General features: G+C 36.6%; 13 protein-coding genes. 8 read left to right on the forward strand and 5 right to left on the reverse strand.

What is annotated here, in order from left to right:
- Positions 1–130 precede the first annotated feature (130 nt).
- Genes D5018_RS15755 through D5018_RS15765 form a run of 3 tightly spaced genes read left to right on the forward strand, consistent with a single transcriptional unit; the run spans position 131 to position 1,385 of the window.
- Positions 131–508, forward strand: coding sequence for a hypothetical protein (locus tag D5018_RS15755; RefSeq protein WP_121839958.1), 378 nt, complete (start codon positions 131–133; stop codon positions 506–508).
- A 7-nt stretch (positions 509–515) separates the two neighbouring features.
- Complete coding sequence (locus tag D5018_RS15760) at positions 516–899, forward strand: hypothetical protein (RefSeq protein ID WP_133309313.1); 384 nt, start codon at positions 516–518, stop codon at positions 897–899.
- Between the two features lie 48 nt (positions 900–947).
- Complete coding sequence (locus D5018_RS15765) at positions 948–1,385, forward strand: lipoprotein (RefSeq protein ID WP_121839960.1); 438 nt, start codon at positions 948–950, stop codon at positions 1,383–1,385.
- Positions 1,386–1,511: 126 nt separating this feature from the next.
- On the opposite strand, the gene D5018_RS15770 is transcribed toward D5018_RS15765, so the two are convergent.
- Positions 1,512–3,878, reverse strand: coding sequence for an exonuclease domain-containing protein (locus tag D5018_RS15770; RefSeq protein ID WP_121839961.1), 2,367 nt, complete (start codon positions 3,876–3,878; stop codon positions 1,512–1,514).
- Positions 3,879–4,214: 336 nt separating this feature from the next.
- Here D5018_RS15770 and D5018_RS15775 point away from each other — a divergent pair, with 336 nt between their 5' ends.
- From D5018_RS15775 to tsaA, 4 genes are all read left to right on the forward strand, one after another.
- On the forward strand, positions 4,215–7,274 hold the full coding sequence (locus tag D5018_RS15775) for an amidohydrolase family protein (protein ID WP_121839962.1): 3,060 nt from the start codon (positions 4,215–4,217) through the stop codon (positions 7,272–7,274).
- Positions 7,275–7,285: 11 nt separating this feature from the next.
- A complete protein-coding gene (locus D5018_RS15780) occupies positions 7,286–8,566 on the forward strand; it encodes an amidohydrolase family protein (protein ID WP_121839963.1) in 1,281 nt (426 codons plus the stop codon).
- A gap of 73 nt (positions 8,567–8,639) precedes the next feature.
- Entirely contained in the window at positions 8,640–9,011 is a 372-nt protein-coding gene (gene rcsF, locus D5018_RS15785; RefSeq protein WP_165905080.1) for an Rcs stress response system protein RcsF, read from the forward strand.
- Positions 9,012–9,710 (forward strand): tRNA (N6-threonylcarbamoyladenosine(37)-N6)-methyltransferase TrmO, encoded by a 699-nt coding sequence (tsaA, locus tag D5018_RS15790; protein WP_121839965.1) that lies wholly within the window; start codon positions 9,012–9,014, stop codon positions 9,708–9,710.
- A gap of 3 nt (positions 9,711–9,713) precedes the next feature.
- Here the strand turns inward: tsaA and D5018_RS15795 are convergent, their stop codons facing one another.
- From D5018_RS15795 to D5018_RS15805, 3 genes are all read right to left on the reverse strand, one after another.
- Positions 9,714–12,185, reverse strand: coding sequence for a ubiquitin carboxyl-terminal hydrolase family protein (locus D5018_RS15795; RefSeq protein ID WP_121839966.1), 2,472 nt, complete (start codon positions 12,183–12,185; stop codon positions 9,714–9,716).
- Between the two features lie 168 nt (positions 12,186–12,353).
- Entirely contained in the window at positions 12,354–15,533 is a 3,180-nt protein-coding gene (locus D5018_RS15800) for a hypothetical protein (protein ID WP_121839967.1), read from the reverse strand.
- Positions 15,534–15,640: 107 nt separating this feature from the next.
- A complete protein-coding gene (locus tag D5018_RS15805; RefSeq protein WP_121839968.1) occupies positions 15,641–16,753 on the reverse strand; it encodes a hypothetical protein in 1,113 nt (370 codons plus the stop codon).
- A 376-nt stretch (positions 16,754–17,129) separates the two neighbouring features.
- On the opposite strand from D5018_RS15805, the gene D5018_RS15810 reads away from it, so the two are divergent.
- A complete protein-coding gene (locus D5018_RS15810; RefSeq protein ID WP_165905081.1) occupies positions 17,130–17,738 on the forward strand; it encodes an acyltransferase in 609 nt (202 codons plus the stop codon).
- Positions 17,739–17,756: 18 nt separating this feature from the next.
- On the opposite strand, the gene D5018_RS15815 is transcribed toward D5018_RS15810, so the two are convergent.
- Positions 17,757–19,361, reverse strand: a complete 1,605-nt coding sequence (locus D5018_RS15815; protein ID WP_121839970.1) for an ankyrin repeat domain-containing protein — start codon at positions 19,359–19,361, stop codon at positions 17,757–17,759.
- Positions 19,362–19,459 lie beyond the last annotated feature (98 nt).

Consider the following 19,459-nt stretch of genomic DNA (forward strand, 5'->3'; position numbering starts at 1 on the left):
AGGCATTGCTGGCTGGGAAACGATATGGGAAGGTTGGGATACGCTTCAATCTTATGTAGTAGGATACCGAGTAGCGAAAGAAATGCTAGCAGATGGTGAGCTGCTTTGAGATCTGATCAAGAGACAGCACTTGATCTATCTCGCAAAAAATCCTAAAGCCGCCAATAAAAGTTCATTTTCTGAACTAAAACTCAAACATGCACCTCATTTTAAAGTTTTAAATGGTGCAAAAATCCTAAACGGTGTCACTAAGTCAATAATACAATTGTCAGTAAAAAACAATGGTATGTTTTACACAAAAAAGCAGCAAGATTTCCTTGTTAGCATGTTCTATGTTAATCACTATCATAAATGGATAAATGAAGAGTGCTCTTTTGAAGCTTTTACTGATGGAAATATGATCACAGATGCGTGGCTAATCAATACTAGAGAGCTTATTTGTAAAATATATAAGTCAGACAATATCCTATATGATATTGCGTCTAATCTCCGAATGTCTAATGTGTAAAGTAGAAATGGATACTCTTAATATTGTAGAAATCTCTTTAGCTAGGGAGTTGTTTTATGAAATCGAAAAATGGTGTAAGAACCGTGATTTAATGACAACTCATTATAATCATGGCTGGAAACCACTTAGTCCTAATGAAAACATTCTCGTAAATAGGGATTACACACTAAATTTCTGTTTGCAACAAACAAAAATTGATAATTTTAATCAAGGTACTGGTAAAACCTATTATAAAATAGTCAGAAGTGGAAGACCTGTTACAAAATATGGAAGAAATAATGAAGAAAAAAATATAAAACGTTTAAAAGATAATACTCCTAGTTTTGATCAAATGGTTTACCCCATAATTAATGAATATCAACACCAAATACGTAAAATAAAAAGAAGATAATGTTTTAAATCGTTATCTACAAAGATAAACTTTATTAAAGGGAATAATATGAAAAAAATAGTTATGGCTTTATTTTTAGTATTTTTAGTTTCAGGTTGCACTATAACCCCTGTTCCTGATAATTTAGAGCTTGAGCCACGAAGCGATAACCAAGCTACCGTATATGTATATACATATAAAACAGGTATTCTTAATTCAGGTATTGATGCTCCTTTTGTTTTTGATGACGTACAATTAACTAAGCTAAATACTGGTGAATATTATAAGTTCTTAACGAATTCAGGCAAGCATACATTTCAATTTCATCCAAGAGGGATATTTAGTAAGAATGTTATAAATATTGAATTAAAACCAAGTGGAACATATTTTTTTAGAGCAGTAGGAGGCTTAACTCCATATGTATATCAGATTAGAGATCCTGAAGAAATATATGATACTTATACTAAAATCAAAGCTGGTTATTATGAATACTCTGAAGTTGATTAATTCTTATTGATTACAATTTTATGTTTTTTAAGTAACCACTTTACATGGTGGTTACTTTATTAAACTAACACTTTTATTATCTATCTTTCTGACATCAAGACATCAATATTAATGAATGAGGTTAAGTTAAACGGCACTTTTTTTTGAAAATTGCTCCATAAAATCTACGGCTACTTTGCCAACACTGAAATCTAGAATGTCGTAAATACTATACACAGTATCAACTAAGCCTAATTTTTGTGCAGGTGTTTGTGGGATATCAGTACAGCCTTTTTTCTTTGCAATTGATTTTTCGTCAGTTAATATATAATTATTATAAACCCTCATTATTTCAATTAGCATTGAAATATATTTTGGATTATAAGAGCCATAGACATTCCATTTATCATCTTTTACTTTTTCTGTACTTGTATTTGGAGATGACTTCAAAGGTCTTTCTAACATATTTAACCTTCTTCTCAATACTTGAAAGTAATTATCAACTCCATGCAAAGATGCGTGATTGTAAAATTTATAGGTACTGTCTGTAAGCAGTTTTACATCAATATACTTTCCTTTTATTACTGGCTTTTCTTGAGGAATCCATTGGTAAGCACCATCTTTTTCAACTTCATTTTTTTTAAGCTGTTGAGGTCTAACTATACAAACATTTAATTTATTACTTTCAATATTTTCTCTTAATACTTTGGGGATGGCACTATCAAAACCAACATCATCATCTCCAAATAAATTAACCTTATTCAAGTTGTTGATATATTTTTTTAATAACTCTAGATGAGAAAATAAAGAGTATGTTTGATGTACCAATAGATGTTTACTTGGAGCTTTAAGTGTCAAATCATCATTAATACCCTCTTCAGGTAATATATATTGCTGATATCTCCTGTTGTATACTTCTTTTTTATATTCACCTATTCTTATAAATTCTTTATAAAAACTTTTATAATTTGATGTAAAATCAAAGTTTACAGTACTCGCAAACGCAAACCTTGTTGAATTATCAACTGTGGATATATTTACAAACAATGTTCTTCGAGCATCTTTTTTAGATGTCCAATTTGAATAAAATAATTGTTTATCAATGCTCATGTTTATTTTTTTGTTTTGTAATTTACAAATATTTTTATGTAGCATGTACTGATCAAATTGAATGCATTGATTGTAGAAGAACTCAATTCTAGAGTAAATTAAAGAGTGATTAATCCTTAGTTTCTCTGATATTCTATTAATAATTCCTTTGTTAACTAGCTCTGAAAACAATTGGTAGTTTATTTGATAATTAGATTGTCCTTTCTGTGCATTTAAAGGAACAGAAAATTTAGTGTGACATTTTTTACATTTAAATTTTTGAGAGATGAAAATATTATTATTGTGATATTTTCCTGTTGAATCAGGATGAGAAATTTTTGGTAAACCTTTTGAATTCTTAATTTTTTTTACAGACTTACTATCTAACCAATAACTATCTGAATAATTGATAATATCTTGTTTCACATTAGAACAGGCTGCTTTTAATCTATTGAAAGTTTTAAGGTTTCCTTTGATTTTTTTCTGTATTTTTTTATACCTCCGACCATCAGGTATACCTTTGCTTATATTAGGTTTTAATGCAGTATTTGGGCATGAAGGAATCTTTAACTCATAGATGGATTTCAATCTTTCAGTTTCTTGCACAATAGATTTGTTGCTATACAGGTAACTCGCAGTTTTACATAGCTTACAAACCAATACCTTAGCATTTTTGTTACTATTTTTTTTGCTTCGATAGATTTGTACCCTGTAATCACCTATGTCATTGCTATATTTCCCATTCTTATCTTTTTTAGGAAATGTTGGAGGTACACCAAAATTTTTACATTTTGTATTTTTACAAAAATTATACTGTTGATCTTTATAAGCTCTAGGAAAAGGAAATTTTTCTCTTTCTCTTCGTTCATTGGTATGGGGTACTCTTTTGATCAATTCAGATCTTAATTGAAGCTCGATTAACAGTTCCGCAGTTAATGTTGTATCAATTAAAGCACCATGTACCTCTCTACCAGATGTATCAATCCCATAAATTCTACAAGCAGTATCTAGAGATATTCTTCCATTTTTTCGACTTAAACCATTAGCAATGATTTCCATAAGGCATATGGATTTGTAGTTGATTTTAAAATCGATCTCATGATTGGCGATATTGGCTTCATTGTTTAAAAAATTAAGGTCAAATTCTTTATTAAAGAAAACTAGCTCTGCACCATCAATGAAATTTTTAATTTCTTCAATTTTATCTTTAAAAATAGGCTTATTGACTAATAAATCATTTTCAATCTGGTGAACTTTGTACGCACCTTTAGTTATTTTTCTACCGTCTGGATAAAAGTATGATTGATAGGTATTGCCTGTTATCTTATTATCATTAACTTCGACTAAGGCTATCTCAATAATCCTATGACCTCTTAAATGAGATACACCTGTAGTTTCAGTATCAACGACAATTTGCCTTTTCATAAGCTTTTCTCCAGAAATTCTTGGAATAGCTTAATTATAGGATAATAATCCGTTTTGCGCTAACAGTCTAACATATTGTTAAATAATGACTTTTATGAATTGAACAATGATTCTCCATGCTTACAGCCCTGCAAATAGGAATAAAATAAAGGGGATAAACCTAAATTCATCCCCATATTTGCTACTGCCGCATTTTAGTATCGAGCTTTTTTATGCCTTATTAACTCAAAATATTCATAACTACATTATTGATAATAAAAAGTTACAAAAAAACTTCTTTTCTCTATTGCCTTTGCAGTATCCTAGCTCAACCTACAACAAACATCACACGGAAAAATGATAAATATTAACAAAGTGATAAGCGCCAGTGCGCTAGTCGTAATGTCGTCATCCAGTTTCGCCAGTGTCCTTACTCCAAATGCGAACAATAAACTTACCGCTCTGACTCACGCCAATATTTTTGTTGCTCCGGGTAAAGTTGTTAAAAATGCTACATTGCTGGTCGAAAATGATCGAGTTAAAGCCATTATTGAAGATAATGATATTCCCCAAGCGGCGCTAGAAATTGACCTATCAGGCTATACCATTTATCCCGGTTTTATTGACCCATATACTCAATACGGTATCGATTATAGCTTTCCAGAAACCAAACAAACTAAGCCTATCTATTTTAATGACCGTATAGGTGGCAATGCTTCTAATGATGCTATTCATGCTGAAAAAGAATGGTTTTCGTATATTAAGCCAGATGCAAAAAGCGCAAAAACATGGATAAACAATGGCTTTACCAGTGTTCAATCGGCAAAATTAGACGGTATTTTTCGTGGCCGTGGCGTAAGCTTATCGTTGGAAAATGACATTCCAAACAAGGTGATTTACCAAGCTCGAAGCCATCAGTTTATGTCATTCAATAAAGGCAGCTCAAAGCAAGACTACCCGGGGTCGCTAATGGGTAGTATCGCTTTAATCCGTCAAACCCTTTCAGATGCGAAATGGTATAAAGAAAATTACAACAAGCCGGGCACGCTTTCACAACCAAATGAAATCGAATTTAATGCCGCCTATGAAAAACTAGGAAATTTACACAAACAGCACATTATTTTCGAAACCACTAGCCTTAATAACCAGCTACGTGCGGCTCGAGAATTAGCAGAGTTTGATTTGACACCTACGATCGTGGGTACTGGTAATGAATACAGCCGAATCAACGAAATCAAAGCCTTAAATTACTCAATCATTTTGCCATTAAAATTTCCTGATGCGCCTAATGTGGCAGATAGTGACTCAGCAAAAGATGTCAAACTGGCAGAGTTAAGACATTGGGAACGTGCATCATCAAATCCAGCGGCACTAGCAAAAGCTGATATATCATTTGCATTTACCTTATCTGGCAGCAATCAAAAAGAGTTTTGGAAAGCGCTTCGCAAAGCAGTAAATGCGGGGTTATCAAAGCAAGATGCATTAGCAGCTTTAACTACGAATCCAGCTGAAATGGCTAACATTTCTGACATAGCAGGTAAATTAGAGCCGGGTTACAAAGCTGACTTTGTGATATCCAAAGGTGACTTATTCGACAACGGAAAAATTTACAGTGTTTGGCTGCAGGGCAATGAAACTCAAATTCATGACCGTAGCCTAGATAATCTTGCCGGTAATTATCAGCTAACTCTTAACCAAATCGATTTTGATCTGGGATTAGAGAAAGGTACAAAGCTTGATGCTTCCCTGTCTAGTGGTGAACAACAAATTGAGTTAGATAAAGTCAAATACGACAACGAACGATTAACCTTTATCGCTGATCTTTCTGGTGCTGACTATCAAGGCGTGACACGATTCGTCTTATGGCTAGATGGCAAAGAGTTAACTGGTCGAATGGAAACGGCTGATGGCACTGAATACCCTGTTACCGCCAAACGTATTAAACTAGATACGGACTCAGAAAATCTAACCTCCAAAAACTCTCAGGACTCTGATAAGAAAACCAGCTTTGTCAGCAAAACCACTCACCCAAATGTCGCGTTTGGTTTTGATGCCTTACCAGAACAAGAAACGGTATTAATTAAAAACGCAACCGTTTGGACATCTGAAAAATCTGGCATTCTCAAAAATACTGACGTCCTGATCAAAAACGGTGAAATCGACGAAATAGGCCAAGGACTAAAAGCTCCTAGAAAAGCCATTGTTATCGATGCTACAGGTAAACATCTAACGGCTGGTATCGTTGATGAACATTCTCATATTGCCATTAACGGCGGGGTTAATGAGGCTACTCATGCTGTAACGTCTGAAGTTCGTATTGGAGATGTGCTTAATCCTGACGATGTAAATATCTACCGCGCTCTTGCCGGAGGTGTAACGACTGTTCAATTACTTCATGGCAGTGCAAACCCAATCGGTGGTCAAGCGCAAACCATTAAACTTCGTTGGGGCGACACTGCTGAAGAGCTGAAATTCAAAGAAGCCAATCCAAGTATTAAGTTCGCCTTGGGTGAAAACGTTAAACAAACCCATTGGGGTGAAAAGTTTTCCCGTCGCTTCCCTAAAAGTCGAATGGGGGTAGATGCCCTTTTCCGTGAGACTATGGATTCGGCTCTTGAATATGAGCAAGCTAAAAAAGATTACGACGATTTACGTCGTAGTTCTAAACGTAAAATTGTTGCACCACGAAAGGACTATCGCCTAGAAGCTGTTAACCAAGTGATTAATGGTGAGCGTGATGTTCATATTCATTCTTACGTTGCATCTGAAATTCTAATGTTTTTAAAAGTAGCGGATGCATACGGCTTTACCGTAAAAGCATTCACTCACATTTTAGAAGGTTATAAAGTTGCTGACGAGATGGCTAAGCACGGCACTAGTGCCTCTACTTTCTCAGACTGGTGGGCTTATAAGTTTGAAGTGTACGATGCTATTCCACAAAACACCTGCTTAATGACCGAGAAAGGTGTACTCACCAGTGTTAACTCTGATGATAGAGAAATGATGCGCCGCCTAAACCAAGAAGCCGCAAAATCAATGTTCTATTGTGATATGAGTGAAATTGATGCTTGGAATATGGTTACTATCAACCCAGCGAAACAACTTGGCGTTGATAAATACGTTGGTTCAATCAAACAAGGTAAACAAGCTGACTTAGCATTATGGAGTCACAATCCTCTTTCTGTGTATGCAAAAGCAGAAAAAGTATGGGTTGATGGCAAACGCTACTTTGATATTGAAATAGACAAGCAAAAGCAGCAACAAGTTGCCACTGAACGCCAAGCTCTGATCCAAAAAATACTGACAAGTGGCACTAAGATGAAGCAAAAATCAGAAGCACCTATATTCAAAGAACCTGAGTGGCATTGTGATACGCTTTTCCATGCTTGGGATAAAAGCCACAACCACAGCCACTAAGGAGAAGAACAATGAAAAAACATCTTTTAACTATCAGTTTATTGTCAGTGGCTTCTATGATTTCAGCGGCTGCATTCGCAAGTGATATTGTGCCGGCAGCAACACAAAAGCAAGCGGTTCTGCTGCAAAACGCCACGATTCACACAGCAGCGAATGGTGTAATTGAAAACGGTGACATGTTATTTAATAATGGCCGTATCGTTGAAATCGGCCAAGATTTAAATTCTAATTCAGCTAAAATCATTGATTTAACAGGTAAGCATGTCTATCCCGGTTTGGTTGCATTAAGTACCAGCCTTGGTTTAGTCGAAGTTAATGCTGTAAAAGAAAGCGTCGATAATCGTGAAGTCGGCTTTGTTAATCCTCAATTGTCACCCGCTGTCGCTTATAACGCTGATTCTGAAATCATTCCAACAGTTCGTAGAAACGGTATCACTTACGCCCAAGTGATACCGACAGGTAACGGAATTGCAGGCCAATCCATCGTTGTGAATTTAGATGCATGGAATATTGATGATGCTCTGGTTAAAACAGGGCCGCAGATGAACCTGTATTGGCCGTCAATTCGCTGGGCTTCATCAGATCCTACAGTTTATAAAAAACAGTTAGAAAGCCTAAATAAGCAAATAAATGAAGTTCATCAAGCCTTTGAAAATGGTTATCGCTATTATTTGAGTTACAAAGCTGACCATGATGTAAAAGGCAATAAAGCGTTAGCTAGTATGCTTCCACTATTTGAAGGGAAAGGCCAGCTTTATGTCCATGCTAATAAGCAAAAGCAGATTGAACAAGCTATCGCCATCGCCAGAAAATATAAATTCAAACTGGTTATTGTTGGTGGCTATGATGCTTGGCGAGTAGCGACATCATTGAATGAAATTGGAGCCAAAGTCATTTATACCAATGTCTTCAGTTTACCCCAACGCAATGACGACCCAGTCGATCAAGCCTTTAAAGTACCTAGCTTACTAAAACAAGCAGGAGTACCTTTTGCTCTTGCGATTAAAGCCGATTGGAATACCCGAAACCTACCCTTTGCAGCAGGCCAAACCGTGAGTCATGGTTTAAGCAAGGAAGAAGCCCTTAAATCCATCACAGCTGATGCCGCAAATATTCTGAATCTAAAAGATATTGGTTCTTTACAGAAAGGATATAAGGCAAGTTTTATCATCACTGAGGGCGATATACTTGATCAAGCTTCCGGAAAAGTAGAGCAACTCTACATCGATGGCCGCAAAGTTGATTTAAACAATCGTCATAATCAGCTTTATCAAAAGTACTTGAAGCGATAGGATATCGCTTCAACTTGAAACAACATGCCTGTATTTGCAGGCATGTTGTGTTTTTATGCCCATTGAGGTCAACATGAAAAAGTGCATCATATTTCTTCCCCTCTATCTTGCTGGATGTTCAGGTAACTACGCATTTAATAGCAACATCAGCAAAGACTCAATTAAAGAGTATTTTAAGGCCGCAGATGTGACACTGTACGACAAAGCACACCCTGCCCCTAAAAGTTACCAGACGATAAAAATTGTGAATGGAGAAGATTGTCAGCAGTCCAGTAACAATAAAATCGCAACTGAAGCAGATGCACGAACAGATGCTCGCCGTAACGCGGCTGATATAGGAGCAAATGGCTTTATCGTTGAACATTGCGTTAATTTAGCAACCCCAACACCAGAATGCTTAACCCAAGTCGTTTGTACTGGTAAAGCGATTAAGGTTAAGCAATAAGTGTTTACTCAAACCATCGAAGCTGTTGCAGTATGTAAAACGCCGTATCAACAAAAGTTTGGCATTCCAAGACAGCCCGGTTTAGTTGACGCACAAGGTCAAATTAAATTAACTGGCGATTACAATCACCCTGACTTTGTTCAGGGTATTGAGCAATATTCACATCTTTGGTTGTTGTTCAGCTTTCATGAAAACCTTGAACAAGGTTTCAAAGCTAAAGTTCGCCCTCCACGGCTTGGCGGAAATGAAAAAATCGGTGTATTTGCTACTCGTTCCACATTTCGCCCTAACGGCATAGGTCAATCTGTAGTTAGGTTGCATCAAGTTCGACTAGAAGCAAACCAAGTAATATTGGATATTTCTGGCATGGATTTGGTTAATAACACCCCTATATTGGATATTAAGCCTTACCTGCCTTTCTCTGATAGTTTAACCAATGCAAAAGCAGGCATGGCACAAGAATCACCTGAACTCTGCTCAGTAAACTTCAGCAAAGAGTGTTCAATCGCATTTGAAAGTATGACAAATGGAGATGAATTTAAAAGATTAATTGAACAGGTTTTATCGCAAGATCCTCGCCCTGCTTATAAGAAAAATAAACATGATGATAAGGATTATTTTATTTCACTGTATAACTACAATATCGGCTGGAAAGTAGTAGAGAATCAAATTTTAGTTAACTCTATTAATGCTGATTGAATATCAGTCAGCATCTACTCGTTTTAGTGAATATAAGTAACCACTTAGCTCTCTTTGCTCACAAAACTCTTTAAGGTTGTTAACTGAACGATTCATATCCCTAGCTTTATAAAATTCTCGCCAATCTACAGCAACATCATCATCAAGAAAGACCGCACTGCCATCAGGGTTGAACTTTAATGCCGTATAGTGTCCTATTCGAACACCGGAACCTGCATGACAAGATATTCCTACAACTTGATATTCTACATTTGTAGGTTCAGTTTCCTCCCCAATATGCATAGATACTTTAACTCTACGGTTATTTTCCAACAATGAATGTATCACTTCTAATCCAACATCTTTGATCTTAGGTTGACTACCCTCCCCATCTTGTACAATACAGGTTGGTTTGGTATCAGTCTTTTCAAACAATTTTAATTGGACGATGAATTGATCGGGCGGCGAAGACTCTGCATGAAATTTTATTTGTTTGGTGGTTATCACATTTTCAGGTTTCACCTTATGTCGTTCTAGCACCCCATCATCCCAGTAAAAAGCCTCTTTTTTTTGTAACTCTTCTTCTCTACTAAACTGCTCCAAATAGCTGTCCAATGTCACCTCACGGCCTTCTACTGGAGCATTAGCCATCGCTAAGGGGTTTGGAGTTGGAGCCAAACGTGACGTCAAATGTGTTCTTCCATCGGTTGAATTTAGATGCAAGACCTCTCGAGTTTGAATATGACTTCCTTCGGCTAGATTCAAACCAAAGATGTCCATAATATCCATAAGAAACTCTTGGGGATCCTGTTGGGGAATGTTGGCAAAAATGAATTCCTGAGGTTCTAGAGCGAACATATCGAATATATAGAGAGAGTTTAATCGATTTGTGATTTGTGCAAAATGAAGATAAGCCTTTAAAAAATCTTGTTGCTGCTCCGCAGGAGATGCTATCGCTTCTGACTCGGTTACATCCATTTGCAGTCTTTCTTGTAGTTTTAAAAACTCATTTTTAAAGTGTATAAGTGCAACTAATTTGTCAGTGAGCTCAACATTTGGGTATTCTGGAATTATAACGGGTTGTGAAGCCAGTTGTTCTTCTTGCATTCCTGAAATGATTGTAGCCCAGCGATCAATTAATTTAGCCCGCTCGATTTGAATCCTTTCTTTTTCCTTTGCTATTTCTTCAGCCTCTAAATTTTCATCTATGCCGCTAAAATCATTGCTAGGTAACGCTTTCAATACAATATCTTTGGCTGCTGCTAAAGGAATGCCACGTTTTAAATGCGCTACACCATCGGACAATTTCAGATGTATGCTCAGTAACTGTAAGGCACTATTCATAAAACAGGTATTTCCCCAGTTATATAAACCTGCACCTTTTGGTGTTACGCCAAATTCAATCGCTCTGTGGGCGTCGGTAACTTTGGGAATAACATTAATTTTACTGGTTATTTTGGTATGGGCTGCTTTGGCAACAAGTGGGAACGAATTAAACTCATTTCCAATTTCATCTGGTGATAAATCAAAATAGGGAGCATCAAGAACTAAACCAAAAAACTCATCGAGTAAATCATCTTTCTGAGTAGGCTGAATTTTTTGATAAATGGCCAACCGAGTAGCCAATTGCAGTTCGGAGTATAACAATACATCTACTCTGGAAAATAAAATATCGAATTGTTGATGAGACTTTACTAATCCACTTTGGATCATTTTACCTTCAAGTGTTTGCTTTACTTGCAATGCTGATGCACTTGCATCAGGCTTCTGATTGGAAAATATTACTTTTTGGGGAGTTTTATCACTCGCGGTTTTAGCAGACGCTCCTCTTCTCGGTTGAAACGAAGAAGCTTTTGATTTGGGGGATTCTTTGAGTTTTGGACTACTAACAGCTTTAGTCGGCTTTTGAGCTTTTGGTTTTACTATCTTGGCTTTTTCAGATTTAGAAAAAGGATTAAATCGACTTTTAGGCCACCATTTAATAGAAGTCTCTATTTCTTCCGTTCTAGGGATACCTTTCTGAGATATGATTTCGAAACCAAAATCCGATGGAACCTCTTGTTCAGAAACGGCTTCCGCTTCCAGTAATGCCTGGGGTGAACGTTGTTCTAATTTTATATGTGTAAACCTTTGAACATCATCACCATTGGCATCTTTTAATACCAGAATATATCCATCTTTGTTTCCATAGCGCTGCTTAAACTCCAAAGATAATTGCAACTGCCCATTAAGATGCTTATCTATTTCAACTATTTTTTGCTCAGCGGCCTCTTTTGATTTCGTTTCAAACAGTTCATAAAACTCTACCGACACTTGTGTCCGGTATTCACTTTTATCAGCACCCTGAGGAAGTACAGGCTTGATTTTTTCTATCCATAATAGGGAAAAGCTGCGAATATCCCTCGGTATATTTTTATCATTTTCATGAGAAAACCGTTCTTGTTGACTTTCATAAAATGTATGGGGGACTTGAGTTTTACTACCAATTCGAGACAAAATTCTGCCTTAAACTTTTCCATAATATAAAAAGCATAGCAGAACCTTTAAAGGTAACAGGTAGCTGTTTAAACTATTGTGTCCGAGTCAAAAGTAGATTGATCTTTAACTTTGACTCTAAACACCACAAGTTACTCATTGGCTCCTATACCCTTTTGAGTCAATGAATCATTTAGTCGGATTATATTTTAAGCACTGATTTTGTGCTGCCCCCTTGTCGGTATCATCCCTAGCATAATGGCAATCAGGCCCAAACGTAGTGCCATAGCATTCAATTTTACCTTGATCGCACGATGGTAGGGTTCTCGAGGTTCCTGCCATCATATTTAATGTGATATTACGACCAGAAACCCCTGTAACCTGCCTGTTGTTAGGGTTAGTAAACCACCCTGTAGAATCTTTTGCGTAGCAAGAACCGGATTTACACTCACTGTCTTTACCATCTTGATTTGCATGAAAATCGGTAAAATCAGCAGATAACACATAACCACCGTAGTTGGTAACGGTTACCGTATCCGTTTGTGCTTGATTAATATTTATAGGCGCTATTGCAGGCAATAAATTGTCACTATTAATAGTCAAGTTGTACTTGCCAATAAGTGGTTTGAAATCGTCTAATGTTAAAATAACACTGCATGATTCACCTGAACCAAGAGCTTTACCTTGGCATGTATTATTACTCATGATGCCTGCAGCATTGGGATCCGAAATGCCAACATTCAAATTTTGAACTTTATAATTCTGCTCGTTAGTAAAGACCAAGACGGTTTTAGGTACAGATGCATCTAACTCAATGGTTGTTAATGGAAGATCTGAGTTTAATTCACTCAATCGAATAGCTGGTTGGTTAGTAAAGTGAATGGCTGTTTTTTCATTTTTCTTTGTTGAAGTGTTCGTGTCCGTATAGGTAAAAGTCAGATTTTCATTTTGCTTTTTAGCTACATAATCCGAATTAACATGATAAAAAAGTTTACAATTTTCTAAAGATGCTAAAGATACGTCCAAAACTGAAGTTGTTGCTCCTTGTCGTAAACAGCTTTTTGAGTTTTTTGTATCCGCTTTTCCGTAAAACACTGTGCCACTTGTAAAAGGTAAAATAATCTTTAAATCACTAAGATCATAACCAGTGTAATTTGTCACTGTCAGGAAGCCACTAGAAGTTTGGCTCAATTCTACATCGCCCTGCACTTCCGTATTTGAATCTACTACACCTATCCCTTTACCATGTGGGAATGAATTGATCGTTATGGGTATATCATAGCCATCAATATCATCTCCAGAAATTCGAAGCGGATAACGCGCCGATGAAAGCGATGCATTGTTATTTATTTTTATGGTTAGGTCACAACTACCACCTAAGGCACTCAAATCAGGAGCAGGATCTTGTACGCAAGAGCCATCTAAATGATAAGGTACGTGCTGATTTGTAGGTTCAATAAATTTCACTTGAAAATTATGTGCTGTAGCAGCACCTACATTAGTAAATCTTATATCTGCTGTTCCCCCAGGTAATATATCCAATTGATGAATACTAGATAAATGCTCTATGTTTTGACTTCCGTGTGGATAGTGAGCAATAACGTTCCCCCTTGAAGCTAACTCTAACGTTAAGGTACCGTCGTCTGCTGGCACCCCCTCTGAATTATTTAAATTAAGTGTGTAATTGACACTATTCACTTTTGCAGGGATATGATAACTAAGAGTGCAACTTCCACCTGCATTTAATGGAGGTGCGTCCACTGCCAAACAACCTGTATCAGTAAAATAGCTTCGTAATAAACTGCTATTATTTGTGCCATTTAAAAAGCTAATGTTGGGTGACTTACTATCGTTTTGATTAGATATGTACGTCACCTCAAAAGAACCAGTATCGCCAGCATTTAAGTTGAGCTGAGGTAAAACTACCCCATCTTTTTCAAACACGAAATGTGGAATACTTGTCGGTAAATTAATATTAAAGTGGAAGCTTGTAGGGACGTCTCCAAACGGCCCATGCACCGTAAAGCTAACATCAAAACTTTCGTCTATGGGAGGAGTATTGGTTAACTTTCTTGCATCATAGTTTAAAGTACAAGAATCAATCCCCTCGTCTCCTGGGCCATTCTCTTTATCAAAGTCAACTTGGGTTAAGCAGGAACCACTAAATGCAGCGGTTAAACTGTCAGGGATGGTGATGTTTCTGGTTACTTCACTGGCATTGATAGGACTGTAATTCAAATTTTGAAAGATCACAGTATCATGATCTCCCAAACTGGTAGATGTTATGGTTTTGGTTGGTTCATAGTTTGTGCCATCATGTAATGCAAAAGCATCAAGATAATTAAAAGCATCTGTACATACAAAATCGCTTTCACCTTCACAACTGCCTATCTTGTTGTCATCGGCAAATAACGTGAAATTATTTATAGAATCTTGTTGATAATTACGAGTTTGAATATTTTTAATTTCGACATTGGAATTACTCGGGGCTTCATAATTATCAGGATCCACCGCTTGACCATTAGGAAATACATCAAATCGAGTAAACTTCTTTTTACTTTTATATGATACCCAATACTTACCATCAACCTTAGCAATCGAAGCCACATCTGAATCAAGCGTAGCTTTCACTTTATCTTTTGTGCCTCCAGAGCTATTAGAGTACCTCAGTCCACCATTATTGCCTCTCAATATCCCTGTAAATGGGTACCTTGCACTTGTTTCAGATGCCGCTCCACCAATTTGCCCTACACCCGCTAGTACTTCATTGTGAGCCGAGTTACCTTGTTCCAATGTGAAGGCTGGTAGGGACACATTAAGATATTCTTGTGAATTAATGATCCTCGCTTCATCAGCGCCTAATTCTAAACTAAAAAAATCACCGTAATTACTGGATGTATCCGCAGGAGTACGTGAAAAAAAGAAGCGCTGTAAAAATGGGTTGTCATAATTCACAATAGAAGAGCGTCTGATTTCAAAAATATCTCCACCAGTGTCATCATCGTATGGAAATGCAGGAAGTCTGACAATAGAGGCATTGGTAGGAATTAACCCATGTTTATCTGTTTGAAAACTGAATAAGCCACTCACCCCTTTTTCAGTGACATAAACAACTTGCTGTTGTCCCAAATTTTTTGACGAAGCCCCACGATATGGTTCATTTAACCCATTTACAGTTTTTGTTTTACAATCTTGGAGTTTTGCAAGTACGACATTACATTCCAAAATTGTATTATCATTAGAGTTTAAAATTTCAACTACATTTTCATAAACAGGAACAATATCGTTTGGTTCTGACAAGTCAGGCAGAGCCATTGCCGAATTTACAGTGAAGAACGCCAGACCACAGAACAGTGCTTTTCGCCACATAAATGCCCCCAAGATATTAAATTTTCAATATTTATTGAACATAACCAATGAGGTTTGAGATCGCTAATAGTTAATTAACATATAAAAGAGTCGCTTATTCTATTGAATTACTTCCCCTTATCCCATTCTTGCTCATAAGGTTCCTGCCCACTTAAAAGCCTTTTAGAATTTACGCCAAGGATCCCATTAATCTGCTCAGATATTTGTAGTAATTCACAGAAATTTTGATAAATAGTACTGGTAACAACAACGGCATAATCCGGTGTATGCTCAATGCTCACTGTTCTATCAAATTTTTCCATTAGCACTGTAAAGAAGCCTAATGCCGTCAATCCGGTTTCTTTGATATATCGAGGTTTCTCAAGAGGTAACTTAACAAGAGTTAACCTTATTGCTTTATCGGATCCAGACCGAAGTTTACTCAAGTCTATCGCTTCAAATATTTTCTCAAGTTGTTTTACTGGTACTACTTTATGTTTTCCAGCAACTATAAAAGCTCTTTTGGCTTCCTTAAACACGAGCTTTCTACTCTTTGAACTAAAGAGAATCGCTGATGACAACATTCGAACATCATCGGTTGATGAAATCCTTAAGGCTTCAGCTCTAGGCTGGGCAAGCAGTTTTCCACTCATTTTCAACTCGTACTGATTAAGCCTAGAAAAGCTTTCAAGGTGACGAACCACTTCTGGGGAAGTAAAAATTTCAGGATGGATTTCATGAGCCATTATTTGACTTCCGAAAGCGTCAATGACTCCTAGCTGTAATTTTTGTTTTCTAGCCGCCAGATCTGCTCCAAACATAAAGTCTCTAAATGTTTTAACTCTATGTTCCTCAGGGTTAAAAGATGCTGTTGGTAACTCTTCGAGGGCAAAACGTTGATATAATTCAGGCCAATTCTTTGCGATATGTGCCAAATACCCTTTATCACTTCTCAATAACCAAGGAATACACGGACAGCACTGAGTAGTCATAAAGCGATAAAACTTGGATACCGAAAAACAAGATAGAGTAGAACGAAGGTTTCGAGCTGGCTTTCTATCAATCTCTGCTGGTTTACTAAGAAAAAAGCGTTTTAACTTAAATGTGCTTTTGCTTTTGTCCGTGATTTGTTGGTAGCCCTTTTCTTCCACAGTGCTCGTTTCTGGCGGAAGTAGAGCATGACTAAATCCATCACGAAACTGAACATTAATTCGACTTACATCTCTGATTGACTCTGCCATAACTCTATACTGTAAAAATTAGGTTAATAAACATATTACGACTTCCAATAATTAGGGCCTGTTGATCTTTCGTGCTTATTTTTGCAGCGATAAATTGGTTATCTTATGCAAGGCAGAGTTTGTGCTGTGTGGTTATTACCGACATACAAAACTGTCGTTACTTCGTTTCCACATAAGCAAACGATAACGCAGCAGAAGTGACCAATTTACGCTGTCTTCGATGCTTTTGAGCACAAAATTATAGCCTGAAAGATCAACAGGCCCTAATACAAGTTAAGCTTAATTAATACCTAGGATACGCCCTCTAAGTAAGCACATTGTTTTTATCGGTTATGTTCATTACCATAAGCGCATTTTACGCACTATCTCCAAACCTATGCCCATAGATTATCAAGTTCAGCACAAGAAACGTCTTTCATATATGCCTTGGCTATATTTTTCCCTAAAAGAAAAACACTTAATTTGGGCAAAGCCTTGGCAAGAAGAAGTGCAACAGCAGTTTATACAGCTTGAAACCATCGAGATTGGCCAAAATAGTTTTATCGCCCCTGAAGCCAATTTATTTGCAGAGCCAGGTCGAAAAATTAGTATTGGTGACAAGTGTATGATTGCCGCCGATAGCTTTATCCATGGACCAATAACATTAGGAAATGAAGTTGCTATCAATCATGGATGTTCTATTGATGGTGGTAAAGAGGGAATCACTATCGGTAACAAAACTCGTATAGCAAATAATGTCACTATTTATGCTTTTAACCATGGTATGTCGCCAGACTCACCTATATACCAACAAGCCGTAACATCCAAGGGCGTTGTAATTGGTGATGATGTTTGGATTGGCGCTCAGGCAGGTATTGTTGATGGTGTAACCATTGGAAATCATGCTGTAGTTGGAATGGGAGCTGTTGTAACTAAAGATGTACCCAATTACGCCATCGTTGCTGGTAACCCTGCGAAAGTTATTGGTGATAGGCGAGATAAGTAATGGAGTTAAATTATACATCTATTCGACTTTTTCAACGTTAATCCAATCATCATCTTCATCTTCATCTTGATATACTTCTGTTGGAGTTAAACTGCCTGTCACGACTTGTCGAATAGATTTTTTTGAAATTAATTGAAGAGGTGTTTTACCTTGTGCGTTTTTCGCCTCTTTATTAGCGCCTACTGCCAACAATTTTAGGGTCAAACTATAATCACTTCCTTTGCAAGCCCTATGAAGCCTTGTATTACCAATTTTATCAGATCTTTTTAGTTCATTTTTAGCTGTTTCAAATTGATTGACTATGCGAGTCAATAAAGATGTACTTTCAAACGTTAATGCTTCTTCGAAGATAACTAACATTTGTTCTGCCTCTTGAAGCCATGGACAAGATTCAATAAATTGAATAACAACATCTGGTGAACCACAATTAACTAATGCTTTGATATCTTGATCGCTTCTGAATCCTGGAATCCCCCAATAATTAGTTATTACAAATAGCTTTTTGAGTTGTTCGCCATACTTGAGTATTTCAAATATAAAGGCTTTTTCTTTCTGGTAGTCAAAATTTTGCATTAGTTCGCTGAAAAATGAATCTTGAGAGGCATCTCTATATATCACTTCTCGTTTCATTTCACATTTTAATAAGCTTTTGCGTATATCTGTATTTCTATGCTTACATTTAATCATGTGCATGAGTGGCGTATTACCACCTTTGAATGCGGGAAATAGCGTTTCAGGTTTATGTTGCAAAAGAAGCTTTACTCTGTGAAAGCGCCCTTTATCCATTTCCCTAGTTAATACTGAAGCATAAAGAGGGGCACCAATTTTATCCTTTTCTGATTGTAAATAAGCAGTCAATAATTCATCACTACTTTGGTCCACAAAATCAATAAAGCTTATCTTGAACCCACTTCCCCAAAAATCAGGCTCAACAAATGCGTCAAAATTAGCGCTTGCACTGTTATCGCCTTCATGGCTTAGATTAATATTTGCTTTATTTGCAACCAATACAGAAGCGATTGCAACACTTTGTTTGAAACAACTTAATGAAAAAGCCGTAACTCCATGAATATTTCGTGCATTTACCTGTAGTTCTCCCCGCTGTAATAACAAGTTTACTATTTCAAAGCTACGGGCATTTGATGCGAAAATTAATGGAGTATTGCATTCTTGATCGACACTATTAACATCAGCATCATGATCAATAAGAAGCTGAACAATATCTTTAAAACCTCGCTTGCAAGCTAAATGCAATGCTGTTCTACCATGTTTATCAACACAGTGAATATCAATACCATTAGAAATATATTCTGTAACCGATGAAATTTGTCCCTTTTCGACTGCATTAAGAAATTCATCACCTTTATTTAACCTTTCAATGATGTATTTTTTTCTAATTTCAGCCAATGTTAATAATGGCTTTGCGCCATTATCGGCTTGATGAAAATCCGCAACAATATAACGATTACCTTTTTTCTCACATTCAAACTCATATACTTGTTCATTCGAAGCAAAAAAAATTTTACCCTGATGATTTTTATAGCTTATAGCCGCAGCCGTTATCCACTCTGTCTTATTCTCTATATCAGCTATATCTAGTTCACCTGTATTTACTACTGCCATAATTTCTCTTTAAAATTAGCCTTATGGGTAATTCTAATAATTTACATTGAGCTTGTATTGCTTTATGAATCATGATTAATCCCAATTCTTTAAGTGAC

This window comes from Parashewanella curva, assembly GCF_003675895.1.
Lineage (GTDB): Bacteria > Pseudomonadota > Gammaproteobacteria > Enterobacterales > Shewanellaceae > Parashewanella > Parashewanella curva.

Excerpts from the sequence above, each read along its gene's own strand:
- D5018_RS15800 (WP_121839967.1), bottom strand. The coding sequence starts at position 15,533 with ATGTGGCGAAAAGCACTGTTCTGTGGTCTGGCGTTCTTCACTGTAAAT.
- D5018_RS15810 (WP_165905081.1), top strand. The coding sequence starts at position 17,130 with ATGCCCATAGATTATCAAGTTCAGCACAAGAAACGTCTTTCATATATG.
- D5018_RS15765 (WP_121839960.1), top strand. The coding sequence starts at position 948 with ATGAAAAAAATAGTTATGGCTTTATTTTTAGTATTTTTAGTTTCAGGT.
- D5018_RS15770 (WP_121839961.1), bottom strand. The coding sequence starts at position 3,878 with ATGAAAAGGCAAATTGTCGTTGATACTGAAACTACAGGTGTATCTCAT.
- D5018_RS15780 (WP_121839963.1), top strand. The coding sequence starts at position 7,286 with ATGAAAAAACATCTTTTAACTATCAGTTTATTGTCAGTGGCTTCTATG.
- D5018_RS15760 (WP_133309313.1), top strand. The coding sequence starts at position 516 with ATGGATACTCTTAATATTGTAGAAATCTCTTTAGCTAGGGAGTTGTTT.
- rcsF (WP_165905080.1), top strand. The coding sequence starts at position 8,640 with ATGAAAAAGTGCATCATATTTCTTCCCCTCTATCTTGCTGGATGTTCA.
- D5018_RS15775 (WP_121839962.1), top strand. The coding sequence starts at position 4,215 with ATGATAAATATTAACAAAGTGATAAGCGCCAGTGCGCTAGTCGTAATG.
- D5018_RS15805 (WP_121839968.1), bottom strand. The coding sequence starts at position 16,753 with ATGGCAGAGTCAATCAGAGATGTAAGTCGAATTAATGTTCAGTTTCGT.
- D5018_RS15815 (WP_121839970.1), bottom strand. The coding sequence starts at position 19,361 with ATGGCAGTAGTAAATACAGGTGAACTAGATATAGCTGATATAGAGAAT.